This is a genomic window from Bradyrhizobium manausense (assembly GCF_001440035.1).
GTDB classification, from domain to species: Bacteria; Pseudomonadota; Alphaproteobacteria; order Rhizobiales; family Xanthobacteraceae; genus Bradyrhizobium; species Bradyrhizobium manausense.
This window is the reverse complement of record NZ_LJYG01000002.1, coordinates 1-24,097: the sequence shown is the minus strand read 5'-3', so window position 1 is coordinate 24,097 and position 24,097 is coordinate 1. Positions and strand designations below refer to the sequence as shown.

The window sequence follows — 24,097 nt, the reverse complement described above, 5'->3', positions numbered from 1 at the left end:
GCGAGGACCGCGCAGCCATTTGCGGCTTGGCGCGACCAGCAGGTCGGCGCCCGTATTCGCCATCCCGACGGGAAATTGTCCAACTGCCTGGGCGCCGTCGACAAGGACTAAGCATCCCTCCGGCCGCGGCAGCGCGGCGAGGAGTTCCACGGGTTGCCTCACGCCAAATCCGCTCGCCGCCACCGGAAGGCAGATCGCGACAGTCCGCTCATCGATCAGATCGGCAACACGCTTCACGTCAATTCGGCCGGTCCGCTCGTCGACCGGCATGACGTCGATCGTGACGGCGTCGGCCAGACGCCGCTTCATCAGATTGAGGACATTGCCGGCCCATTCCGATCGCGCGACCAGGACGCGCGAACGCCGCTTCACCGGCATGGCCAGGAACGCCATGGCCCACATCGTGCCGGCGCTGCCGCCGAATGCAACATTGTGCGGGCGGCATTGCAGGAGTTCGGCGGCGGCGGCACGGACGCCATGGAGGTCATCCCGTGCCCGCGCGGCTGCCCAGTGCGGGCCGACGCTGGCTTCCTCGGCGAGGTGACGCATGACCGTCTCGGTCACGATGCGCGGTGGCAGTCCGGCGCCGGCCGCGTTCAGATGAACAACCGTCGCAGTGCCGGGCGTGTCGGCGCGAAACGCGGCTGCGTCGAAATGGTTGCGGGAAGGGGCGATGCGCATGGGTGTTTCTCTCCTTGGTGTCGTTCCGGCGAGTCATTTGCGGCCGCCGCCGGAGTGATGAGATCGAAATCGTCATCGGCTCCGGATTATTGTTCGAGCATGGTCACCGCCCAGACGCCCGTAGCGCCTGTTGCGAGGGAAAACCGCCGCGTGCGTCTCCGGATCATGATGGGAATCTCATTGGCGCAATATCTTGGACAGGAAAATGCGTGCGCGCTCGGTCGAAGGCTGTGCGAAGAAGACGGAGCTCGGCGCATCCTCGAGGATGCGTCCGTCGTCCATGAACACGACACGATCGGCAACATGGCGCGCAAACCCCATCTCGTGGGTCACGACCATCATGGTCATGCCGTCGCGCGCGAGCTCGGTCATGACCTCGAGCACATCCTTGATCATTTCGGGGTCGAGCGCCGATGTCGGTTCGTCGAACAACATCGCGATCGGATCCATGGCCAGTGCGCGCGCGATGGCGACCCGCTGCTGCTGGCCGCCCGAGAGCTGGGCCGGATGGCAACCGGCCTTGTCGCCCAGGCCGACACGGCGAAGCAGCGTCATGCCCTTTTCGCTGGCCTCGGTCTTCGACCGGCGCAGCACCTTGACCTGAGCCAGCGTGATGTTCTCGAGCACCGACAAATGCGGATAGAGCTCGAAGTGCTGGAAGACCATGCCGATCCGGCTTCTGAGCCGGGTGAGGTCCGTGTTGCGGTCGCCGACGGACACGCCATCGACCACGATCGACCCGCTCTGGAAGGTCTCGAGACCGTTGACGCATTTCAGCAGGGTTGACTTGCCCGACCCCGACGGTCCGCAGACGACGACGGCTTCGCCTTTCCGAATGCTCATGGAGCAGTCGTTCAGGACTTCCAGCGCTCCATAGCTCTTCGAAATCCTCGTAATCTCGATGGTTGCGGGCCGCTCGACGGATGCGGGTGCGATCGGGGACGCCTTACGGAGGGCGGAGATGGTCATGGACTTACCGACTGCCTGTTGAGGAGCTGGACCGATTGGGAGGCGGCGAAGCAGAGCGTGAAGTAGATGGCAACGGCGAACAGATAGAACTCGACCAGATGTCCTTCCCGGTTCGCCGTCACGGAGACCGCCGTCATGAAGTCGTGCAGGCCGACGACATAGACGAGCGAGGTGTCCTGAAACAACGCGATGCTCTGCGACAACAGGATGGGCAGCATCTTCCGGACCGCCTGCGGCAGGATCACAAAGCGATAGGCTTGCAGCGGGCCCAGCCCGGATGCGAGGGCGGCCGCGAGCTGCTGCTTCGGCACGCTCTGGATGCCGGCGCGTATGATCTCGGCATAATAGGCGGCCTCGAAAATGACGAAAGCGACCAGCGCCGATGTGAACGCGCCGATCGCACGGCCGATCACCAGCGGCACCAGGAGATAAAACCAGAAGATCACCATGATCAGGGGCACGGAGCGCAACCCGTTGACATAGCCGGCCGCCAGGGCGGCGATCGGTCGTGGTCCGGCGATGCGCATCACGGCGAGGAGGGAGCCGAGCAGCCCGCCGCCGGCCATCGCCAACAGCAACAGGCCGAAGCTCGTCAGCAGGCCGTCCCAGAGAAACGGCGCCACGGCCTTGAGGAGATCGGGATCGAAATCGCTCATGGATCAGGCCCGCGCCATCAAACCGGGAATCGCAACCAGCCGCTCGACGGCGCGCAGCACGAGGATCACCGCCGTCGTCAGGACGACATAGGTCAGCGTCGCGGCGGTGAACGCCTCGATGCCGTGAAACGTCGCGCTTTCGATCTGGCGGCTCTGACCGGTGAGCTCGAGCAGGCCGATCGTCAGCGCGAGCGAGGAATTCTTGACCACGTTGAGAAATTCGGACGTCAGCGGCGGCAGGACGTTGCGCGCAGCGATCGGCAGCAGGATATAACGATAGCTCTGCGCAAGGGTCAGGCCGCTGGCCGCCGCGGCCAGCGTCTGGCCGCGCCCGATCGCCTGGATGCCGGCGCGAGTCTGCTCGGCAACCCGCGCCGCCGTGAACAGGCCGAGGCCGATGACGGCGGTCCAGTATTCCGGCAGCGGCAGCTCGCGCTTGATCCAGTTGCCGATCGGAGCCGGCAGCAGTTCCGGGAGCACGAAATACCAGACGAACAATTGCAGCAGCAGCGGAATGTTGCGGAAGGTTTCGACATAGGCCGTGCCGAGCGTTCGCGCAGCACGGTTGGGCAAAGTCCGGAGCACACCGACCGTGACCCCGACGGCGAGGGCCAGCACCCAGGCCGCGCCCGCAACCAGCAGGGTCCATCCCAGCCCCGCCAGCAGCCAGCCAAGATAGGGCTCCGAGACCAGCACGCTCCAGTCCCAGCGATAGCTCATTGCGGCAGAGCCTGGATCGCGAAGGCCGTCTTGAGCTCGGGCTCGATCTCGATGCCGAGCGGGCCGAACCATTTCGCGTAGAGCTTCTCGGCCTCGGCCGAGCGGAACGCATCGGCGAAGGCGCGCTTCACCAGCAGGGCGAATTCCAGGTCTCCGCGCTGCATCATGGCCGAATAGGGGTCGTAAGTAAGCAGGCGCCCGATCACCTTGAGCGCTCCCTTCGGCTGCGCCTTTGTCGCGGCGTAGACCTTGATCTGACCGCCATCGGCCGCAAAACCGTCCACCCGGCCGCTGGCCACGAGCAGCGCACCTTCGCCGAGATCCTTGGCATAGACGAGCTCGATGCCGAGCTTCTCGGTATCGTTCAGCATCCGCAGGGACTGCTCGTTGCTCGATCCTTGAAGCACGGCAACCCGCTTGCCCTTGAGATCTTCGACCTCCTTGGCGCCGTTGTCGGTCTTGACCAGGACCTGCGTGCCCGTGATGTAGAAGATCGGCGAGAATTCCACCTGCTCCTGCCGCGACAGGGTGTTGGTGGTCGTCCCGCATTCCAGGTCGATGGTGCCGTTGGCGACCAGCGCAATGCGGTTCGTGGTATTGATCGGCACATATTTGAGCTCGAGGCTCGGCATCTCGAGCCGGGCCTTCACGGCCTCGACCACCTTCATGCAGAGATCGATCGAGTAGCCCTCGACCTTCTGGTCACGGTCGATGAACGAGTAGGGCGCGGACGCTTCGCGATGCCCGATGGTGATTGCATTGCGTGCAGCGATCCGTTTCAGGATCGGACTGTCGCCGGGACCGGCGGCCCGGGCCGGGGCCGCCAAGGCGATCGCGCCCAACAGGCCGGCAATAGAGCAGCACCAAAAGCTTCGCCTTTGCATGAAGGTCTCCTCAAGATGATGGTCGCACGTCGCCGCTCACCGCGGCGGCGGCACGGCCGGCGGCTATCGGGAAGTCCCAAGAGATGTCCCAGATGAGGTCAACACCCGGTCCGGTCGAAATCGACAGCACCGGGATCAAGGGAAGACTAACCGTGGCATTGCGGCTCGGCCAATGCCGATCGCTCGGTCTGCGATGCGAAATTCGCATGATGCGAGGCGAGCGCGCCGTGTCATCATCATGCCAAGGCGGTCAGCGGCCGCCTTGGCATGAGGGTGCGATGCTCGACATACGCTGGCTTGAAGACTTCATCGTCGTCGCCGAGACGCGCAACATCACCAAGGCCGCCGAATTGCGCAACGTCACGCAGTCCGGCCTAAGCCGCCGCATCCAGTCGCTGGAGAATTGGGCCGGCGCCCCCCTGATCGATCGCCGCCATGCACCGCTCGAACTTACCGAGGCCGGTCACAAGCTGCTGGATGTCGCCAACGAGGCGCTCGGTCGCCTGAACGGCATTCGCCGCACGATTCGTGAGGACCAGAACGAACGCTTGCGAAGCATCCGCTTTGCGGCCCCGCATATTCTGTCCGTCACGTTCTTTCCGCGCTGGCTGCTCGCCATCCAGGCGAAGCTCGGCTCCACCCGACTGTCAGTCACCTCGGACAATCTGCCGGGCTGCGCCAGCCTGTTTGAAGATGGCGGGGTCGATTTCGTCGTGTGTCTTGTCGATGCGAACGGAGCGATTCTGCGCGGCGCGGGTCGACCATTGGTCATCGAGCGCTGCGCATCGATCTCGATCGGCAAGGAGCGGCTCATTCCGCTCTCCGCCCCCGCCGCCGACGGCAAGCCTCTGCATTGGCTCGACCTCAACCCGCGGCTCTCCACATCCTATCTCGCCTATAGCCGGGAATGCTCGCTCGGCTGGGCGGTCGAAGACCTCATCGCGCGCCGGCCCGATCTGGTGCAGCTCCATAGTCTCTACGACAACTCTCTGGCCGATGGCCTGCGGACCATGGCGCTTGCAGGCCTGGGTGTTGCGTGGCTGCCGCTGACGACCACGCATAACGACATCATTCGCGGCAAGTTGGTGCGAACCGGCGATCCGCAACTCGCCATCGATCTCGATGTTCGGCTCTATCGTCCTGCGCAGCGGCTGGCGAAGAAGGCCGAGGAACTCTGGTCCCGGTTGACGACAGAAGGACTGGGAGCTCTGCTGGGGCCCGCTGCTTTCCCTCCCGACATTGCCACGACGATTCACGCCGAGGACGTGCAGACGCTTCGTCGGTAAGTCCGCGAGGCTGCTCCAGTACTCTCAATCGAAGGCTTGGCTAACGCTTTGTTGTTTTCGGCAGGTGGCGATGGCTTACGGCTGCATCATTCGTTTCAACGTCTGCTTGTTATGATGGCAGATTGCACCGGCTGGTGCCGCCGATATGAGCGGATATCGTCATGATGCGAAGTTGTCATGGTCGAATTCGTCTTCGGAATTGGACAAAACATTTCGCGCCGCAATAATTCGACCGTCGCAATCGCAGCAAAGGGGCTGACGCGATGCTCGACCGACGTGGCTTCATCGCATCAGGTGGTGTTCTTGCGCTCACACGCGGCGAAGCGGCCGCCGCGACGGCGGCGGAGGCCGCCACGAAGGACAGCCCCGCTGCGACATCCGATGCGACAGCAGGGCCGCTTTATGCGCTGACGCCGAGCGAGGCGGAATTCCTGGTGGCTGTCGTCGATGCCTTTATTCCGGCCGATGACCTGTCGCCGTCAGGTTCTGACTGTGGCGTGGTCGCCTTCATCGATCAGCAGCTCGCTGGTGCCTACGGCGCGGGGGCGCGGCTCTATCAGGACGGGCCGTTCCAGCCGGACAACGGTCAGCTGGGGTTCGGGTCGCAGTCGCCGCTCACGCCATTGGCTTTCATCCGACTCGGCATTGCCGAACTCGACGCATGGGTGGTGGCGCAGCGCGGCGCCCAGGTCAGCCAGCTGCCGATGCCCGCTCTGGAGGCGCTGCTGCTGGAGGTCGAAGGCGGTAAAGTCGCTCTTCCGCGCATCGATGCGCGCGCATTCTTGGCCGCGCTGCTGCAGCTTTCGATGGAGGGCTTCTTCTCGGATCCGATCTATGGCGGAAACCGCGGCAAGGCGTCCTGGCGGATGATCGGCTATCCCGGGCTGCCGGCGACCTACGCAAAGGCAATCAAGGAGCATCGGGGGCGACGCTACATAGCCGAACCTCGCTCGATTGCCGATTTCCTCTGATCGGTTGGTGAAGCGGAGCGCATCATGGCAAAGGTCTTGAAGGCGACGGATGCCGTGATTGTTGGCCTCGGATGGACGGGCGCGATCATGGCGCGCGAGCTGACCCGCGCCGGCCTCGAGGTAGTAGCGCTGGAGCGCGGACCGGATCGTGACCCCGCTGCTGACTTCGCATTGCCGGCGATCCGCGACGAGCTGCGCTACTCCGTTCGCCAGGAGCTGATGCAGGATCCGAAGATGGAGACAGTCACGTTGCGCCATCGCCTCGACGACGAGGCGAGGCCGGTTCGGCGGTTCGGCGCCTTTCTGCCTGGTGACGGCGTCGGCGGCATGGGCACGCACTGGAACGGCAATACGTTCCGCTTCCTTCCCTCGGACCACAATCTCAGAACGCATCTCACCGAGCGTTATGGCCGCGGGCGCATTCCCGACGACATGACGATCCAGGACTGGGGCGTCACCTATGATGAGCTGGAGCCGCATTATGCGCGGTTCGAAGCCCTCTGCGGCGTATCAGGCAAGGCCGGCAATAATCGGGGGCAGGATTCAGGCGGGCGGCAATCCTTTCGAAGGGCCCCGCAGCGGCGAATATCCGAATGCGCCGCTGGTATCGTCTCACGCCAACGAGCTGTTCCGGCGCGCGGCGACCGAGCTTGGTTTGCATCCGTTTCCGGCACCGGCCTCGAACTCCAGCGCGCCCTACCGCAATCCGGAAGGGACCCAGCTCGGGGCCTGCCAGTACTGCGGCCATTGCGATCGCTTTGGATGTGAAGCGAATGCCAAGGCCACGCCGCTGAGCACGCTCGCGCCTGCGCTCGGCAAGGCACCCGGCTTTCGCAAGGTGACCAACGCCTACGCGACGCGCGTGCTTTACGATCCGCAGGCCCGACGCGCGACGGGGGTCCGCTACATCGACCTGAGGTCCGGCGAGACTTACGATCTGCCGGCGGAGATCGTCATTCTCTCAGCCTGGGTGTTCGGCAATACCCGCCTGATGCTGCTATCGGGGATCGGCCAGCCCTACGATCCCCGCGCCGGCACCGGCGTCGTCGGCAAGAACTACTGCTACCAGATCCAGCCGACGGTGCAGCTGTTCTTCAAGGACGAGGAGCTGAACCCGTTCATGGGCGCCGGCGGTCTCGGCATGGTGGTAGACGACTTCAACGGTGACAATTTCGATCACAGCAATCTCGGCTTCCTCGGCGGTGGTTACATCTCGTTGAACAGCACCAATGGCCGACCGATTTCGTTCCGCCCAACTCCACCCGGAACGCCCGCATGGGGCGCGGCGTGGAAGCGGGAAACCGCGAAATGGTACCGCAAGACCGCGATGGTGCTGTGCGAGGGCATGAACTATGCATCGCGCGCCAACTCGATCGATCTCGATCCGACCTATCGCGACATGTTCGGCCAGCCGCTGCTGCGGATGACGTTCAATTTCACGCAGAACGATCGCACGATGGCCGATTATCTGCTCGGAAAGGCGGCGGACATCGGTCGCGCGATGAATGCGACCATCGTCGCGCCGCAGCCGCGCAAAGGCGATTTCAACGTCGTCTCCTACCAATCGAGCCACAACACCGGCGGCACGATCATGGGGCGCACGCCCGCGGGCAGTGTGGTGAACCGCTATCTGCAGAGCTGGGACGCGCACAATCTGTTTGTACTGGGATCATCGGTGTTCCCGCAGAACGCCGGCTACAATCCGACCGCCGCGGCTGCGGCGACGGCCTATTGGTGTGCGGATGCGCTGGTCAAGACCTACCTGAAATCTCCTTCTCCCATGGTGCAATTGTGACGACACGCTGGATGCTTCGACTTGATCTTGGGCTCGGTCTTGCCGCGCTGCTGTTCGGAGTGACAGCAAGCGTCACGAAGGCCGTAGCCGATATCGTTGCCGGCAAGGCGTTGTTCGAACAATGCGCGGCCTGCCACGGCGCGACCGGCGATGGCACCGAACAGGGCCCGTCGCTGCATGGCGTTGTGGGTCGTAAAGCCGGCCAGATGCAGAATTTCCGCTACTCGCGCGCGATGCAGCGTAGCGGGATCGTGTGGAGCGAGGAGACGCTGACGCGATACCTGTCCGATCCTCAGGATGTCGTTCCCGGCAATCGCATGCCTTTCGGGGGGCTCGCCACGCCCGAGGAGAGCAAGGACGTCGTGAGCTACTTGGAAAGCCTGAAGTAACCCATCGCGAAAGACCGATCGAATGCACATCCGGCGCAGATCTTTGCGCCGGAGACACCACCCCTTTGCCTGAAGCCGGACCAAGCAATGACCAGATTCCCTTCTCAACAGACAAGAGGACGAGAATGCCGAAGACCCTGATACTTGGATGCTGCTCGACCGGTGCGAAATATACGCCCCTCAATCATCATCCGTCGGGCGATGCCGTGCTCGATCGCATCTGCACCGGCGTCGACATCGCCATCACTGAGGAGGAGATCGCGCGAGAGGTGGAGGAGCTGACCAATCTCGGCTGCCGCTATTATCATTATCATGGCCGCAATCCGTTGACTCGCGAACAGACCACGGACAACGACATTTATCGCAGGATCAGCCTGCTGGTGCAGCGCCTGTCGCCTGACATGTTGATCAGCTTCGGGGCCAGCCGGAACGGCCGGGAGGTGATCCAGCGGATCAGCGCGAATGGCGAGTGGGAGCGGGTCAGCCACGCCGGCTTGTCCCTCGGCGCGGGCGGCGCACATTTCATCACAATGCAGGCGGCCATCGAGCTGCAGATCGTCTGCGACCTCGAGGATCGCATCGGTCCGCTGACCCGCGAGCTTGTCGACAGCGATCTATTCCTGCGCGAGGTCGAGCGTTATCAGCCGTCGGCCCGTCAGGAGGAGGTGAAGATGAACACCAACTCGACGGCGAATGGCAACAATTACGGCCGGTCATCGCCCGCGGTGCAGCTGACCGCCTATGGACAGGCGGTGGCAGCACGCCGGCGGCTGCATCTTCTCGACGAGATCGAATGGGTCCAGACCATCCGCAGCTATGCGATGTCGCGCATGGCGATCGCGCGCCACGACATCAGGCTGGCCGGAGCCGACCAGCTCAATGTCACCCTGCTGTTCGGCTTCTCGCCGAAGCTGCCGTTTCCGGAGACCTACGATCAATTCCGGTCCGTCGTCTCCATGGCCAAATCGCTCGAGCGTGATACCCCGGAGGGGGTGCGCAAACGAAAGGTATCGATCACGGTCGGAGCTGCGATCCTGCCGCATCACGCCGCGCGCGAGGTTCGGGTGATGGATGTGGGGCCGTTGGCAGGCCATCCGCTCGACGCCATGCTCAGGGTTATCGGCTATGCCGCACAGGATGAGAGCGAGGTGGATGTCGTGCGCGTCGGCATGGAAGACACACCGTTCCTGCTCGGCCATGACGGCAAGATCAGGCCGACCACCAATGTCGAGCTGTGCACCGTCGCTGCCGACATGCTGGATCGTCACGGAGTGACCGTGCGGACCGATCCATCCGACATCACCGAGCGGCGGGCTCCCCTGATGCGCGCGGCCGCATGATCGGCATTGCGCCGGGCCGGGCCGGCGCAATGCCGACATGTAAATCCGTTGAGAGTCATGATGACCTTGACCGTCCTCGTGCCGATTTTCGCGATGCTCGCTCTGGGCTTTGCCGCCGCCCGCAGCGGGCTGCTCACGGCCGAGGCCAATGGCGGGCTTCTCAAGCTGGTCGCCTGCTTCGCAATTCCGGCGCTCCTGTTTCGATCGCTCGCGGGCGGCGCGCAGGCGGCTGGCGACGGCGAGATAGCGTTGATCTATCTACTCGGCTGTGCGGCACTGCTCGTCATCGCGTTCATTTACGGGCGTCTTGCGCTCGGCTTGAGTCTGGCCGAATGCGTCGTGTTCGGGATGGGCGTGATCTATTCGAACTCTTCGCTGATCGGTGTCCCGATTGCCCAGGCTTTGCTCGGGAACCAGGGTGTCGCGCTGCTGAGCCAGATCATCGCCATTCACACGATCGTCCTGATTCCGCTCGCTACGCTGTTGCTGGCATTCGGCAACAGCGCAAGGGGAGGCTCGAAAGCGCTGATTTCCGCGATCAGCAACCCGATGACAATCGCTCTGGCCGCCGGCCTTGTCTGGCGCCGAACCGGGCTCGCTGTTCCGGAGCCGATCGATCACGTCATCGGCATGCTGGCGGCCGCAGCGCCGGCATTGTCGTTGATCGCACTGGGGGCGACCGTCGCGCGCGTGCCGCTGCCGACCAATTTCGCGGCGCCGGTCGCGGCGGTCGTGCTCAAGCTCGTCATTCACCCGCTGCTGATCTGGTCGATTACGCGTGCGATGGGGTTGCCCAAGGAGCAGATCCTGATCGCAACGATGACCGCGGCGCTGCCACCTGGCATCAACGTCTATGTCCTGGCGTCGCATTTTGGTCGCCATACCGAGGACGCCGCGCGCTCGTTCGCGCTGGCGACGACGCTGTCGGTCGTCAGCATTTCCATTGTCATCCAGGCGATCGCCTGGCGCTGAGTCCTGTCACGAAGGGAGAGTACGCATGACACCGACAATTGCGATCATCGCACCTGGTGCAATGGGAAGCGCCATTGCGGCGCGCCTGACCCGGCAGGGCGTGAAGGTCCTTACGTCCCTCGAGGGACGCGGTCCCAGGAGCCGGGAGCGGGCGGAGGCGGCCGGCATGCAGCATGCCGACGATCAGCGGCTCGTGGACGAGGCCGGCGTGATCCTGTCGATCGTGCCGCCGGGGCAGGCGAATGCGCTTGCGGAGCGCTTCGCTTCACGACTTGGACGCGCCGGCCATGCGCCGCTCTTCGTCGATTGCAACGCCGTCGGGGTCTCGACCATGGCAGGCATCGAACGCGTTTTCCGGCGCACCGGCGCACGCCTCGTCGATGGCGCGATCATCGGCTTTCCGCCAAAAGGCGACGATCCGGGACCCGCCTTGTATTTTTCGGGCGATGCGGCGTCCGACCTCAAGGGATTGGCCGAATATGGTCTTGACGTCCGTATCGTCGACGGTCCAATCGGCGCGGCCTCGGCTTTGAAACTATCCTACGCTGGAATTACCAAGGGGCTGGTGGCGATCGCGACCGCGATGGTGCTTGCAGCCGAACGCGCGGGAGCGGGGGCAGCGCTGAAGACGGAACTGGCCTTGAGCCAGCCGGAATTATTGGCCCGCTTCGCCAAGACCTTGCCGGACATGTATCCGAAAGCCTATCGCTGGGTCGAAGAGATGCATGCGATCTCCGAGTTCATCGGCGCGGAGTTTCCGGAAGCGCTGATGTACAAGGGCGCCGCCGGCCTCTATGAGCGGATCGCCGCCGACGTCGCGGGCGATCGTGAAACCTGCAAGCGCATCGACGCGTTCCTCGCGTCGTAGCGGTCCTGACGGCGGGCCTTTTGTCCCTCCTAGAGATGGTGGTCTGGTGGTCGCTGCGGGGGCAAATTTCTCTGGACGATTCCTCGCGGGTGCTTGCGGGACGTCTTCCGCCAACGGTGATTCTAGGAGGGAGGTGATGGGCTAGTCGCCGTTCTCGGCCTTACCGCCAAGAGCGCGAGTGGCGCGGGACGCGCTGGCGAGCAACGATTTCACCTGCGCACTTGTCGGCTCGGTCTGCATGGACGCCCGTGTGCCGGCCAAGCTTAAGGTGAACCGGAGATCGCCGTTCCAGTCCAGTACGGGTGCCGCAAGAGAGACATAGCCGGCGAGATCGGAGCGAACGATGGCCGTAAAGCCTTTGCGCTTGAGTTCTCGGCTTGCGTCTTCCCTGAACTTGCAGGCATCGGGTTTGCCGCCGAAGGCTGCATCCCATTGTTGTTCGATCAGGGGCGTCGTCAAGTTCGATGGCATTCGTGCCGCATAGATCTTTCCTGCAGCAGTCGTCAGCATCGGGATCAGGCCGGTACGAAATTCGAAGGCGCCTCGCTGGTCTCCGTCCTGCTTGAACAGACTGATCGGACCGTCGTCGGTCCATGTGGTGACGGCAGCGCTTCGCCGCGTTGTGTCGCGCAGAATGGTCACCTCGCGGCGGACGACTTCAAAGCCGTCGATCTGCTGTATCGCGCTGACACCAAGGGAAAGTGCCGCAGGCCCCAGTCGGTAGAAGCCGGGTTTCTCATCAGCGGCAGCGAGCCCGATCCTCACCAGGCTCACCAGATAGTTGTTCGCAGCGCTGGTCGTGAGTTCCGCCAGCGGCGCGATATCCTTGAGAGCCATCGCCTGCTGGCTCTTTTGCAGAGCGTTGAGGATACGAAAGGCAACTTCAACCGACTGAATGCCTCGGCGGGGCTTCTTTTCCTGCATCTGCTTCTTTCACCGGTCCGGGATTGAAAATTCCGGATTGACACAAACGCACGGGCTGCATTTTACAACAATAAAGAATATCTTCAATAGCATTGAAGGTGGGAGGTAGGGACAAAGTGTCTCTCGGTGCTATCCGGAGCGGCTACACGGTCGCCAGCTAGTGACATGGATCTCATGCAGCGCTCCTATGAAGGAGCGCTGGGGCGTCCGCTGGCATTCGGGATCGCAACAACTGGTGTCAGTTCAAGGCCGGACAGGTTTCATTTGCCTGACCTCGCGGCCTGAGGCGGCCGGAGGTGCGCGCGGCAGCGTGATCGTTTTTGACGCGCGCGACCTTCGCTGACGCCGTATGGAGCGCATCCTGAGGCGTGCCGGTTGGCCGTTGGAGCGGCTCTGTGAGCCGCAGCCGCTAGGGTCTACCATGGCGCTTGCAGGATTTCTTCGCGATTCAGATCAAGTGCTCTCGGCCATGTACCGGCAGGCCGAGGTCGATGGACCGGTTCTGATTTCGTCCGCTTCGGAACGCAAGACGGACTGATCTCTGGTCGGCGATGTCTCGTCTCATGTTGGCAGATCCGGCACGTCTACGACATCCGGTTACTCTGAACCGCTGGCGATCGACCGGACAATCGCAGAGGTCGGGCCCTGATCGAGCGTTCGTGCTCGTGCCCTGGCGGCCGGTGCTGGAGCAAGCACGCGGGCAACGGGTCACCGGTCAGGTCGGCGGGGAGGGCATATGCTGGTCGATCGGCATCAAGCACGGGATTGGACGATGACGAAGAAACTTACTTCCGTTTGGGCGCTCGTCGGGCTGAAAAGCTATCGACGTCGGATGTCTTGACCAAAACGCCGCCGGGCTCGTCGACCGGTGCGGAGAGGTACTTGGCGCGAGCGATCTCCTCGATCCTCGACCTGTGCTTGAGGAACGCTTGCAGGCGGCCGTCCTGCCCGAGGCCGTCGGCGCCGAAATGGTCGTCCAGTGCCTCGCGACTGACTGCGCAATTGACCGCGCCGCCGGGCGCCTGGCCCTGGAACGTCACGACATCGCGGCTGAAGTCATAGCGAGCAGGAGGATTGTCGAAGGAAAGATCCATGTCCGGAATGATCGAGCGAGGCGCGCCAATGGTCTTGAGCAGTTTGTCGCGAACCGAGGCCGCAAGGAGAGCAAGCCCTTCGAGCATCAATTGGCGCCATTTGGGACCGCGACCATGGGCCTCCGCCCAGGCCGATTTCAGCTCATGGGGTCGCTTTTCTGCCAGAGCCGCGAGCAAAGCCTCGGACTGCTGCAGGTCCTTGTCGCGTTTGGCAAGCCCCTCCGGGCGCCTGCGGGCGATGATGAGCTTGTGGACGGCATAGCGCGCCGGCGCAGGCACGTGCACATAGATTCCGGCGCCATGCAGGATGACCGCGGGCTCGGGATCGCGGATCAGGAAGTCAAGGAAGCGCAGCGGCTGCGCGTCTGTGTTCAGGGCGGGCAGCTTTTGGGGACGGGCGGTCTCCTTGCCCTCGTGGGGCGTGAGAAAGTCGACGCGCAAGCCGCCCTTGGCGGCATAGCTCGTCACGCGCCGGCCATCAGATACGTGAGGGACGGCACGAAAGGATCTATCGACTTCCTTCAGCACGTCCAGAACAGGCGGTGTGGAATCCTCAACCGCCACCGAGACGTTCTTGAACTGCGCGATGTCCACGTCGCCGGTCTGCAGCGAGCCGGCTGAGAGGCGAACGCCGAGCATCGCGGCATAGGTTTGGTAGGCAATCGTCCCGACGAGCACGCCGCGAAGGCGAAACACACCTACCTTGGCGAGCGCTGCGATGACGTCGCCGATCTCTGGAATGGGACGAGGGAAGCTGAATGAGCGGACCAGCGTAGAGACAAGCGCCCGGCGTTCACGCTCGTCTTCGCGAACCTCCTTGTGGCGGGCAATGCGCTCCAGAAGCTCTGGCGTCTCGGGCCCGACATAGCGCTGGGACCGGTCGGCGCCGGTGCCGGTCTGGAAGTACCAATACTTGCGGCCATTGATGCTCTTGGCCGTAAATGAGCCGTTGTCTGCGAAGGCGTCCTGGAAGGCGTCGTTCGCGGCGCGCTCCAGGAGCTCGGCGTAGGTCGTCTGGGCAACCAGGGAGGGGGCCGGCATGGTCGTTTTCCCGGTTATACTCATTCCGCGCATTGAGTATAAACGGGGTTGAACCCGGCGTCCAGTACGTTATACGCGTTTCGCGAAATGAGTATAACCCCGATCAACCCTCCGTTACACTGCTTCGTGGGGAGATCCGCGAGCGGATCGCGCGTGCGATCGCGGTCGCCCATGGCGGCGAGCTGTCGCTACCCGACCGCTCGCTGCCCGGGCTGATCGTCCGCAGACAATTGCCGGCGTAGATCGGCACCAATTTCCGGGCTCTGCTAACGCAATCGCCGCGGGGGAGGGGGCGCCGCGCGCCGCCTGGGGGAATATGTGCTTCACCGGAACGAACATTGCCGGGACGAAGAAGACGCCGAGCGCGGGGAGATGCAAGGTCAAGCGGAGCAACCTGGGAGTTGCTTCTCAAAAATCCCCCGAATGTGGTCACTGACGTGATGGCTGAGATGAGCAAGTCGCAAGACGGCGCAATTTCGCTTTCCGTGCCATCCGATGAGATCCGGCGTCTTGCGAGTTTGTTGACGATGCTCGAGCGATTCGCATAACCTTCATTATGGAATATCCGAAGCCAAGCCGTGTCAGAGTCGCAGCTGCCGAAAGGACTGTCCAGTCAAATTCCTGTCGTCCGGTTTGCGAGCATCGCTATCGAATCGGCTAGAGCAATTCAATATGTGACCTTAGCAGGTCAACTGGCTCGATCAACCCCGCAGCCTCCATGGTGAGCGATCCGTGAGAGGCGCTTCCGCAAGACCGGCCCCATTCGAACTCGACGGCCTCAAAACTGCAACCCGCGCCAATGCATGGGATTTCAGCCGGAGACGTCCAGCGACTTTCAGGGCGAGCTCGTGGAGGGTTGGAAGCGGATCGTGGCTTCGGACTTTTACTTCACGACGAAGCCGTGAGCGTAGGGATCGCGATCGTCGATAAAGATCGTATTGATGCCGGTCATGCGGGCCCAGCCGGCAATCGAGGGCACGATCGCATCCCGGTTGGCGACCCTGGCGGCAGCCTCGACTCGTCCCTTGAACAGCGAGCCGATGATCGATTCATGTACAAATTCGTCGCCAACCCGTAGCCTGCCTTTGGCGGCGAGCTGCGCCATGCGCGCTGAGGTGCCGGTACCGCATGGCGAGCGGTCGATGGCTTTCTCGCCGTAAAAGACGGCGTTGCGCCCATGCGCCTCCAGCTTCGTCGGCTTGCCCGTCCACTGAATGTGGCTGAGACCTTTGATCTCCGGATGCTCGGGATGGACGAACTCATACTTCTCATTGAGCGCGGCGCGTAGACGCCGCGACCACGCCACCAGTTGGTCGGCGGTATGGTCGGCCATGTCGCGAAAATACTTTTGGGGTTCGACGATGGCGTAGAAATTTCCACCATAGGCGACGTCGACGACGATTTCGCCAAGACCATCGACCTCGGCCGTCAGCCCCTCCTCGTAGAGAAAGCCCGGGACATTAGTGAGACGCACCTCCTCCACGAAACGGCCTTCTTGGCGGTAGGTGATATCGACCTTGCCGGCCGGTGCGTCGATCGACAATTGTTCGGGTTTGCGCGGCGTTATCAGGCCATTCTCAATGCCCATCGTGACGGTTCCAATGGTGCCGTGGCCGCACATCGGCAGGCAGCCGGATGTTTCGATGAACAACACTGCCACATCGCAATCCGGACGTGTCGGTGGATAGAGGATGGAGCCCGACATCATGTCGTGTCCGCGCGGCTCGAACATCAGGCCGGTGCGGATCCAATCATAGTCGCGCAGGAAGTGGGCGCGCTTTTCAAGCATGTTCGCGCCCTCCAGATGCGGCCCCCCGCCGGAGACGAGACGCACCGGATTGCCGCAGGTGTGACCATCGATGCAGGAAAATGTGTGGGTGGCCATGGTCAGAGTCTCCGAAGCGAGAAAGGAGAGAGGTCGCTGGCGGGCATTCGCCCCTGGCACGTGGCCGGCGCGCTTTCTGCGCCATCTTGTCACGTTCGCGAGAAAGTGACCGACAAAGCGTCGCACCTAAGAGTAATTCTAAGAGACAACAACCTAGAGTTTCAACAATAAATCCCGCAATGACGCGGGCAAAGGGAGTTACCTGCCGACGGCAATGACCGGATATTCGCCGGCGGCGCGTTGAACGCAGAGCATGAACGATTTCGGCCTCTATGGCGAGCGGCTCGCCACACTTTTCCCAATGATCCAGCAGCCCCGCTCGGGACTCGTCAAATCGCTGCAGAAGGGAACGTTCGCCGCTGTACGCATGGCCCCAAGCTCGGCGCAGAGGAGTGGGGACGACGGGCACTGGTCGCTGCACGCAGAATCGTCGCGCGCGCGGCGGAGGGAAAGGCGAGCGCATGAGTGGTCTGCATTTCACAGGTCGCGTCACCGTCATTCGGGTGGCTGCGGCGGCGTCGGCCGGGCGGTTTCCGAACGGCTTGTAGCCGGCGGCGCCAAAGTGCTCGTCTGGGACGTCGCGGATGACGCCGATGAACGGATCGATCTCACCGACGAGACCGCCGTCGACGAGACCATCACTGACACAAGGACTGAAGAAGGGCGATAGCACGCCGTTCGACCATTGACGACATTGGCGAATTGCCTCCTGTCGGTCGGCCGTGTCAAGTTGGCTCAGATAGCGGGCGACGCTCTCCTCCAACTGAGCGCGCCGCCGTTCCACCTTCGCGCGCGTGAAGTTCCTGTCCCGGTTGTTCACGGCCTTGAACTTGCTCCCATCGATGGCGACGCTGGACGTCGTGAGAAGACCCATCCCGCGGCAGAGCTCGACAAAGCGCGCACATACCTTGCGCAGCGCCAGGCCGTTATCCTTGCGGAAGTCCGCGATCGTCTTGTGATCGGGAGCAAGCCGCCCCAGCAGCCACATCACCTCGACATTGCGCCCGGCCTCTCGTTCCAGCCGCCGGCTCGACTGCACTCGGTTCAGATAGCCGTAAATGTAAAGCTTAAGGAGAACTGAGGGATGGTACGACGGCCGACCAGTGGCCGCCGGCTCCGCACCCTCAAACCCCATCTCAGCCAAATCGAGCGCATCGACAAATACGTCGATCACGCGAACCGGGTTACTCTCGTCAATGAAGTCATCGAGGCATTCGGGCAACAGCGTCCGCTGCCCACGATCCGCCTCTTCAACGAAGCGCCTCATCGATTCCCCCAAAAGAATCACAGGAGAATCATAACAGCAGCCCGCCGTTTTCACACAGCCAGGGTCAAACTCGACCCCATCGAGACCCGCATTCGACGGACCCATGCCCGCAATGCCCTGAGAGCAGACGCAACCGACCAAGACCGGCTCATGATCGATGCCCCTCTAACTAATCGAGGAGTACGAGCATGTCTGATGAAAGCCGCGAATCTATCCGCCATGCACCCTGGAATAAAGGGAAACTGATCGGTGCCAAGCCTCCGCTGCGCCCAAACCAAGTCTGGTCGATCCGAACAAGGTTGCTGATCGAGAGGCGCGCTCGCGATCTTGCCCTGTTCAACTTGGCGATTGATAGCGAGCTTCGTGGCTGCGACGTCGTGGCCCTCCGGGTCGAAGACGTTGCTCCGAGTGGCTACGCGCTTGATCGCGCAACTGTCCGGCAGAGGAAGACCGGCAGGCCGGTCAAATTCGAGTTGACCGATCAAACTCGTCAGGCCGTCGACGACTTTCTGAAAGCTGCTGGCAAAAGACCTGGCGAATACCTCTTCAACGGCCGACGCGGTCCGGACCGCCCTATGACGACTCGCCAATATTCCCGTCTCCTCAGGGCTTGGATGGCAAGCATCGGTCTAGACCCAAAGGTACTCGGAACGCACTCCCTGCGTCGGACCAAGGCAACACTAATCTACCGACGCACGGGAAACTTGCGAGCCGTACAGCTCTTGCTCGGTCATACGAAGATCGAAAGCACCGTTAGGTATCTAGGCATCGAGGTGGACGATGCGCTCGCTATCGCCGAGCAAGTCGAGGTCTGAAATACCCGGGCAGAGCAGAGATGGCCCTGCCCGATCAATCCCTTCGCCTTTCGGGCCACTTTGAGACATTCCGGTCGGTGGCAGATATCATTGCGGTCGGGGTTACAGCCGACATTCACTGACCGAAGTGTCCGAGCGGGAGTGGCGCATCAGCCTTGAGCGATTGAATGGCGATGCTGCTGCGCACGTCGCGCACAATTGGCAGCTCCAGAAGCTTGCCGACTAGAAATTGCTGATAGTGCTCCATATCGGGCACTACGACCTCCAAGAAATAGTCGGCCTCGCCGGCCACGAGATGGCATCCGACCACTTCGGGCAAAGCAATTACGGTGCTCTCGAAGTCGATCGCACGATCATTGGCATGGCGATCGATCTTCACGGCCAAAAAGATCGTGAGGCCAAGACCGACGCGGCTGCGATGTAGAACTGCGCGATACCCGGCGATGACTCCTTCGTCAGCCAATCGCCGCACGCGCCGCAAGCACGGGGATGCGGAAAGCCCAACACGCTCCGCCAATTCGATGTTGGTCAGTCGCGCGTCGGCCTGGAGTTCCGCGATGATCCGACGATCGATGTCGTCAAGTTCTGGTATTGGCATAACTGCTCACATTTTCAGCCCGCATCGGCCAATTGTTGCGTTTGATCGCCCTTCTGCAAGTCAAATCGCAGAGACATGCCCTTGAAGCATGAGGCATGGTGCATGTCACCAACCCATGGAGCCGTCTCATGCCAAACGACACTGCTGTCGCCCGTTACCTAAACCCACCGTCCCTCGAACGGCCGCCCGGCTACTCCCACGTTGTCGATGTACGTGGAAGCCGCCTGATCTTCACCGCCGGGCAAGCCGGAGTTGACGCTACCGGCACGGTTGTTGGCGGGGATGATGTAGAGGCACAGGCCGAGCAAGCATTCCGCAATCTTTCGGCGGCGCTGGAAAGCGTGGGATGCACCGCCTCGAATTTGGTGAAGCTGACGGTCTTCGTCCGCGACATGGCTAGGTTGGCAGACTATCGACGGGCGCGCGATCGGTTCTTCAACTCAGTGACACCTGCCATCGCTCCGGCGGTCACACTGGTTGAAGTTTCGCGCCTCTACTCTGAGAGCCTATTGATTGAGATCGAAGCAGTGGCTGCAGCATAGGTTCAAGGAAAGTCGGGCGCGAACGGAACAACTGCGGACGACGTCATCGCGTTACCGAACTTCGGCAATGTGTCAATCGCGTCGGTTTGGCAGCGCCTCCGCGACCTCCGGTGTTGCCTCAACCGCGGCAGAGCCGGGCGTCACCGCCACCTTCGTGCCAGGAGCGGACTTCCACGTTTAGGCGCGCGCGTCGCCCCTGGCCTACTTCTTCGCTTGTTCAATCCTGGTGGCAAAACGTTTGCCGGCGCGCGTCACCGCAATCACGCCAGGCTTTGCCCGATCGATCAAATGCGGAAAGACGATATCCGCGCCGTCTCCACGTTGAGGAACCAACGAGACGGGTGTCCATGCGGCGGGAGCGTCAAGAGTGTTGTTGAAGCGGCCGCCGACGGACTCCCCAAGACGTATACCGTCTCCGGTGTTTGTGCGTGGGGCCGCAGACCAATGGTCAAGCCCAGACGGGGTATAGGCGAACGTCCCCGCCCTTCTTTCTACGTCATGTGGATAGCCACCGCAGGCGAGCACAACACCGCGCCTCGCATGCACCTCATACTCGCTACCGGCGACGACTACGGTTGCTCCGGTCACGCGGCGGCCATCCCTCAGCAGGGCAACACCGCGGGCATGCGTGCGCAGGTCGACCCCGCGATTATCCGCCGATTTCAGCAGGCGGGCCACCAATGCATTGCCGTTGACGAGGTGCATCGAACGTCCGTACCGAAGCTTGTGCCAGGCAAATGCAAGCAGTCGACGGCCTACGTAGAGGGCAGAGCTCGGCGAGCGCGTCGCTCGGTAAAAGTGCGCGATGTCTTGCCCCGCCGCAAGCCCCATGCCCTTGATCGTAATGACCGAGAGTGGCTCACGCAGCTTGTCGATCAATGGGCCAAGTTCACGCGCATCGAACGGCATGGCACAGACCGAACGCCCCCCTGTGGCCGCACCAGGGGTGGTATGGAAATCCGGAATACGGTTGCCACTTCACCGCCTGCTGTGCGAGCGCAGGCAGCGCCACGCCGCGTGGGGCTACTTGCCGCTTTTGAGAACTTCCAGATTTTCAAAGTCTGGCGTGAAGGCCTGAGCGATCACGACTGGATCGAGGGGAAGAACCTAATTGTAGACTATCGTTATTTCGGAGACGATTCGGAACGCGCACCGGCTCTAGCAGCTGAACTTGTCACCCTCAAGCCCGATCTGCTCTTTGCTACCAACCCGCAAGCAGCCGTGGCCTTGAAGTCCGCAACTGCCAATCTTCCGATTGTATTCGTGTCTGTAGCCGATCCCGTGGGGCTCGGTCTTGTTCAAAGCCTTTCGCGCCCAGGTGGCAACATAACCGGGCTGACGGAGCTTGTACCAGGAGATTGGATCGCGAAACGAATACAAGTCCTGAAGGAGCTGGTCCCAAGCGCCTCGAAAATTGCGCTCCTGATCAACCCGCACAACCCTCAGCACAAGCTGCGATTAACTGACGAGGTACCCCGAGCCGCCGAGGCCGTTGGCGTGACTCTGCTGATAGTTGAGGCAACTACGCCCGAGGAACTTGATATGGCGTTCGCTTCAGCCGTTGCCCAACACGCTGATGCAATCGTTATCTTTGGCGATCCCGTGACGGCTCAGAATGCCCCAAGGGTTGTCGCGCTTGCGGCGAAGCATCATCTGCCCGCGAGCTATCTTTTTCGACAATTCGCCAATGGTGGGCTGATCGTCTACGGCCCCGATCTAGCCGATGTATTCCGCCGTGCAGGCGGCTACATTGATAAAATTCTCAAAGGCACCAAGCCTGCCGATCTGCCGGTCGAGCAGCCCACCAAGTTCGAATTAGTGTTCAATATGACGACTGCTAAAACGCTGGGGCTTACCGTTCCCACCTCGCTACTCGTTCGCGCTGATAAGGTGATCGAATAATCCTGGCTTTGCAGCGATGCATGAATCCGAATCTGGCCCATTCCGGTCGAGCGAGAAGCTAAGGTTGAGGTCGGCTTCCGGGATGGACCGGAAGCGGAGCGGCACTGTGGTTCAGGATAGAGTTTGGCGACGCATGGACGTACCGCAATCGAACGCGCGAGACCTTGCGGATGCTGTTGTGCGGCTCCATCCGCGAGCACGGCGAGCAATCGGCTCCGGTGCGGCTGCTAAATTCCCAACTCAGGCAACTCTCACTCCGACGCGCAGGAAAGTTGCAGGAATAGACGTGGCCTCCTTGCTTCTGTTCTGAGCAGTGAAAAGGGTCTCCATTTCCTTTTGCAGATCCGCCCTGCGTCCGTTCTTGTCCGCCGCCTCGAATGCGTTCATCGTAGGTCCGTAATAGTCCCGGAACACATTGACGAACTGTGCGGGTGTGCCCGGGAAGTTGAACGTGTAAGTATCCCGGACGAAGGAAATGTTTTCCTTTTGGATGCCGGCGGCTCCAAATCTCTCGATAACGTTGCTCTCGACCCCCCAAGTCATGGGGCTGACAAAGCCTTCCGGAGGAGGCGGAGTATATGACGCGGCAATCTTCAATATTTGTGCAACGAGGGTCGGATCGCCCGGAATCCAGTTTCCCATGATGATTTGCCCGCCCGGGCGGGTAACACGCACCATTTCCTTGGCGACGTCAAACGGTCGTGGGGCGAACATTGCGCCGAAAATGCTTACCACTCGATCGAAGCTTTGGTTGGCGAGGTCATCAAGGTGAGAGGCATCACCTTCCTGGAAGCGGCAGTTGGAAAGACCCATTTCCTGCGCGCGTTTGTTTCCGGCTTGCACGAGGTTGCTGGCAATATCCACGCCCGTCACGTCCGCACCGAGCTGAGCCTGGGGGATAGCCGTCGTCCCGTCACCGCATCCAAGGTCAAGAACCTTGATGCCGCTGGCGGGACCGAGCGACCTTGCAAGTGCGTCGCCACTCTCCCGCATGGTCGACGCGAGCCTGGTGAAGTCTCCCTTTTCCCAGAGTGCCTTGTTGGGATTCGTGCTCATTATTGTTCTCCAGCTCAAGTAGGCCGCACAGGGTCATCGTCATCGGAACCGCCACTGCACATCGTTGCGAATGCGCCGCCGACCGTCGCAATGTGACGACAGAACTAGAAAATGGAAGCCTGACTGCAAACATCCTATGGATAAGCGCGGCTCCAGCGAGTTGCGGCGGTCCACTGTTGGTCTCGCAAATTGCTTCAAGGTTCAAATTCCAAGCTCTGTTGAGGAGTTTGTCCCGCAGAGCGGAGCAGATCGCTCCACTGCCGCGCGGCATCGGCAAACCACTTAAGGACGCGATGATCCAATAAGCTGCCTTCCGCTTGCGGGCTACAATTGCCGTTCTTGTGAAGGGTTTCGGATGCCGGCCGCGTGACTGACGGCGCGGCATATTCGGGCGGCCGGCGTCCGAAAGCCTCCAAGGGAGGAAACCGCGCATGATGGGCAGGAAAGGTGCGGCGGGCTCTATGGGGATTTGAGCTCTGCAGGCGAGCTGGCCGATGGAGTTCGAGTCCATGCAGCGAGCTGCGCGACGGCGGCGGGGCAAGCGAATGACGGGTAGATGGGTTCGAACGTGATCAATCGTCGGCGGATTGGCAACGACAGCTGACAGTTGGAGCGTATGCCGCCGTGGCCGGTCGATGAGCGGCGGGCATGGCGAGCAACTTTGCAGCATGACGGTTGCGCGCTCATGACGTATCGATCCTGATGGCGCTGGTTGGCGGGCTCGCTTGATGGCGAGGCGTTGCGCCTCGCTCAAAAACCTCGATGACGATCATGCGACCGCCGCAGCATGGACACGGCGGCGTGCCGCTGTCGATGGTCTCGGTCGGCTCATCCTTACGATCCTTGACGAGGAGCAGTTTGCGCGCGCGTGCGACGTTGTCGGCGCAGGCGCTCCGCGCGAGCAGGCCGTAGTGGCGGATGCGGTGGAAGCCTTTTGGCAGCACGTGGATGAGGAAGCGGCGGATGAACTCGTCTGTGGCGATCGTCATCCGCTTTTGACGGTCGTGGCCTTCGACCCGGTAATCCTTCCAGCTGAAGGTGACGCCGCGCTGGTCGCAGGCAATCAGGCGGCTGTTGGCGATGGCGACGCGGTGGGTATAGCGCGACAGATAGGCCAGCACGGCCTCGGGACCGCCAAACGGGCGCTTGGCATAGACGACCCATTCCGTCTTGCGCGAGGCTGCAAGCAATGCGGCGAATGATTGTGCTCCGGCGAGATCAGCGTCGTTGCCGAAGAAGCTCAGGCGCCCGGCCTGGTGGAGGATCGCGAGGCGCTCCAGGAACAATCGCCGGAACAGGCGTGAGAGCACGCGCACTGGCAGGAAGAAGCCCGGCCGGCACGACACCCAGCGCCGGCCGTCGGGCGAGATGCCGCCGCCCGGCACGATCATGTGCACATGCGGGTGGTGGGTCATGGCCGAGCCCCAGGTGTGCAGCACGGA

General features: G+C 62.1%; 25 protein-coding genes and 1 pseudogene. 13 read left to right on the top strand and 13 right to left on the bottom strand.

The window, feature by feature from the left end; translation table 11 throughout:
* The 5 genes from AOQ71_RS00125 to AOQ71_RS00105 form a co-directional block, all read right to left on the bottom strand.
* Positions 1-681 (bottom strand): aminotransferase class V-fold PLP-dependent enzyme (locus tag AOQ71_RS00125; protein ID WP_157083315.1); only part of this gene is annotated, 681 nt, incomplete at its 3' end.
* Between the two features lie 177 nt (positions 682-858).
* The gene (locus AOQ71_RS00120; RefSeq protein ID WP_083513811.1) at positions 859-1,650 is read right to left on the bottom strand and encodes an amino acid ABC transporter ATP-binding protein; all 792 of its coding nucleotides are present in this window, start codon (positions 1,648-1,650) and stop codon (positions 859-861) included.
* On the bottom strand, positions 1,647-2,306 hold the full coding sequence (locus AOQ71_RS00115; RefSeq protein ID WP_057740287.1) for an amino acid ABC transporter permease: 660 nt from the start codon (positions 2,304-2,306) through the stop codon (positions 1,647-1,649). Before AOQ71_RS00115 ends, AOQ71_RS00120 begins: the two co-directional genes overlap by 4 nt.
* A gap of 3 nt (positions 2,307-2,309) precedes the next feature.
* Positions 2,310-3,026 (bottom strand): amino acid ABC transporter permease, encoded by a 717-nt coding sequence (locus AOQ71_RS00110; RefSeq protein WP_057740284.1) that lies wholly within the window; start codon positions 3,024-3,026, stop codon positions 2,310-2,312.
* Positions 3,023-3,910, bottom strand: coding sequence for an amino acid ABC transporter substrate-binding protein (locus AOQ71_RS00105; protein WP_063958164.1), 888 nt, complete (start codon positions 3,908-3,910; stop codon positions 3,023-3,025). The genes AOQ71_RS00110 and AOQ71_RS00105 overlap by 4 nt, the downstream gene beginning before the upstream one ends.
* Before the next feature lie 278 nt (positions 3,911-4,188).
* Between AOQ71_RS00105 and AOQ71_RS00100 the strand changes: the two genes are divergently transcribed.
* The 8 genes from AOQ71_RS00100 to AOQ71_RS00070 all read left to right on the top strand — a co-directional run bounded on the left by AOQ71_RS00100 (position 4,189) and on the right by AOQ71_RS00070 (position 11,531).
* A complete protein-coding gene (locus AOQ71_RS00100; RefSeq protein WP_063958166.1) occupies positions 4,189-5,196 on the top strand; it encodes a LysR family transcriptional regulator in 1,008 nt (335 codons plus the stop codon).
* 263 nt (positions 5,197-5,459) lie between these two features.
* Entirely contained in the window at positions 5,460-6,167 is a 708-nt protein-coding gene (locus AOQ71_RS00095; protein WP_057740275.1) for a gluconate 2-dehydrogenase subunit 3 family protein, read from the top strand.
* A 24-nt stretch (positions 6,168-6,191) separates the two neighbouring features.
* The gene (locus tag AOQ71_RS49855) at positions 6,192-6,935 is read left to right on the top strand and encodes a GMC family oxidoreductase (RefSeq protein ID WP_347336668.1); all 744 of its coding nucleotides are present in this window, start codon (positions 6,192-6,194) and stop codon (positions 6,933-6,935) included.
* Positions 6,823-7,962 (top strand): GMC oxidoreductase, encoded by a 1,140-nt coding sequence (locus tag AOQ71_RS49850; RefSeq protein ID WP_347336667.1) that lies wholly within the window; start codon positions 6,823-6,825, stop codon positions 7,960-7,962. The genes AOQ71_RS49855 and AOQ71_RS49850 overlap by 113 nt, the downstream gene beginning before the upstream one ends.
* Positions 7,963-7,973: 11 nt before the next feature.
* Positions 7,974-8,351, top strand: coding sequence for a c-type cytochrome (locus AOQ71_RS00085; protein ID WP_057740272.1), 378 nt, complete (start codon positions 7,974-7,976; stop codon positions 8,349-8,351).
* 125 nt (positions 8,352-8,476) lie between these two features.
* A complete protein-coding gene (locus AOQ71_RS00080) occupies positions 8,477-9,691 on the top strand; it encodes a 3-keto-5-aminohexanoate cleavage protein (protein ID WP_057740269.1) in 1,215 nt (404 codons plus the stop codon).
* Positions 9,692-9,748: 57 nt separating this feature from the next.
* A complete protein-coding gene (locus AOQ71_RS00075) occupies positions 9,749-10,663 on the top strand; it encodes an AEC family transporter (protein ID WP_057740266.1) in 915 nt (304 codons plus the stop codon).
* A gap of 25 nt (positions 10,664-10,688) precedes the next feature.
* Positions 10,689-11,531: an NAD(P)-dependent oxidoreductase gene (locus AOQ71_RS00070; protein ID WP_083513809.1), complete on the top strand. Its 843-nt coding sequence runs from the start codon at positions 10,689-10,691 to the stop codon at positions 11,529-11,531.
* Positions 11,532-11,672: 141 nt separating this feature from the next.
* On the opposite strand, the gene AOQ71_RS00065 is transcribed toward AOQ71_RS00070, so the two are convergent.
* A complete protein-coding gene (locus AOQ71_RS00065; RefSeq protein WP_057740260.1) occupies positions 11,673-12,455 on the bottom strand; it encodes an IclR family transcriptional regulator in 783 nt (260 codons plus the stop codon).
* A gap of 349 nt (positions 12,456-12,804) precedes the next feature.
* On the opposite strand from AOQ71_RS00065, the gene AOQ71_RS49515 reads away from it, so the two are divergent.
* Together AOQ71_RS49515 and AOQ71_RS46785 are read left to right on the top strand one after the other, a co-directional pair.
* Positions 12,805-12,993, top strand: a complete 189-nt coding sequence (locus tag AOQ71_RS49515; RefSeq protein WP_057740257.1) for an acyl-homoserine-lactone synthase — start codon at positions 12,805-12,807, stop codon at positions 12,991-12,993.
* A gap of 13 nt (positions 12,994-13,006) precedes the next feature.
* Positions 13,007-13,231: a DUF3363 domain-containing protein gene (locus AOQ71_RS46785; RefSeq protein ID WP_347336666.1), complete on the top strand. Its 225-nt coding sequence runs from the start codon at positions 13,007-13,009 to the stop codon at positions 13,229-13,231.
* 9 nt (positions 13,232-13,240) lie between these two features.
* Here AOQ71_RS46785 and AOQ71_RS00055 read toward each other — a convergent pair whose 3' ends face one another.
* The 3 genes and pseudogenes from AOQ71_RS00055 to AOQ71_RS42180 all read right to left on the bottom strand — a co-directional run.
* On the bottom strand, positions 13,241-14,590 hold the full coding sequence (locus tag AOQ71_RS00055) for a GSU2403 family nucleotidyltransferase fold protein (RefSeq protein ID WP_057740253.1): 1,350 nt from the start codon (positions 14,588-14,590) through the stop codon (positions 13,241-13,243).
* A gap of 883 nt (positions 14,591-15,473) precedes the next feature.
* Positions 15,474-16,475 (bottom strand): 4-hydroxyproline epimerase, encoded by a 1,002-nt coding sequence (locus AOQ71_RS00050; RefSeq protein WP_057740248.1) that lies wholly within the window; start codon positions 16,473-16,475, stop codon positions 15,474-15,476.
* A gap of 706 nt (positions 16,476-17,181) precedes the next feature.
* Positions 17,182-17,742, bottom strand: a pseudogene (locus tag AOQ71_RS42180) (transposase); the annotation flags it as partial.
* A 188-nt stretch (positions 17,743-17,930) separates the two neighbouring features.
* On the opposite strand from AOQ71_RS42180, the gene AOQ71_RS00035 reads away from it, so the two are divergent.
* Positions 17,931-18,557, top strand: a complete 627-nt coding sequence (locus AOQ71_RS00035) for a tyrosine-type recombinase/integrase (protein WP_057740233.1) — start codon at positions 17,931-17,933, stop codon at positions 18,555-18,557.
* 115 nt (positions 18,558-18,672) lie between these two features.
* Here AOQ71_RS00035 and AOQ71_RS00030 read toward each other — a convergent pair whose 3' ends face one another.
* Positions 18,673-19,155: an Lrp/AsnC family transcriptional regulator gene (locus AOQ71_RS00030; RefSeq protein ID WP_057740230.1), complete on the bottom strand. Its 483-nt coding sequence runs from the start codon at positions 19,153-19,155 to the stop codon at positions 18,673-18,675.
* Between the two features lie 128 nt (positions 19,156-19,283).
* On the opposite strand from AOQ71_RS00030, the gene AOQ71_RS00025 reads away from it, so the two are divergent.
* Entirely contained in the window at positions 19,284-19,697 is a 414-nt protein-coding gene (locus tag AOQ71_RS00025; RefSeq protein ID WP_057740522.1) for a RidA family protein, read from the top strand.
* Between the two features lie 201 nt (positions 19,698-19,898).
* Here AOQ71_RS00025 and AOQ71_RS42175 read toward each other — a convergent pair whose 3' ends face one another.
* Positions 19,899-20,663, bottom strand: coding sequence for an FAD-binding protein (locus AOQ71_RS42175; protein ID WP_347336669.1), 765 nt, complete (start codon positions 20,661-20,663; stop codon positions 19,899-19,901).
* Here AOQ71_RS42175 and AOQ71_RS00020 point away from each other — a divergent pair.
* Positions 20,649-21,599: an ABC transporter substrate-binding protein gene (locus AOQ71_RS00020; RefSeq protein ID WP_057740517.1), complete on the top strand. Its 951-nt coding sequence runs from the start codon at positions 20,649-20,651 to the stop codon at positions 21,597-21,599. The two genes, AOQ71_RS42175 and AOQ71_RS00020, sit on opposite strands and share 15 nt — an antisense overlap.
* 240 nt (positions 21,600-21,839) lie before the next feature.
* On the opposite strand, the gene AOQ71_RS00015 is transcribed toward AOQ71_RS00020, so the two are convergent.
* Positions 21,840-22,655, bottom strand: a complete 816-nt coding sequence (locus AOQ71_RS00015) for a class I SAM-dependent methyltransferase (protein ID WP_057740226.1) — start codon at positions 22,653-22,655, stop codon at positions 21,840-21,842.
* 683 nt (positions 22,656-23,338) lie between these two features.
* A partial coding sequence (locus AOQ71_RS00010) for an IS91 family transposase (protein ID WP_205668176.1) occupies positions 23,339-24,097 on the bottom strand: 759 nt, incomplete at its 5' end.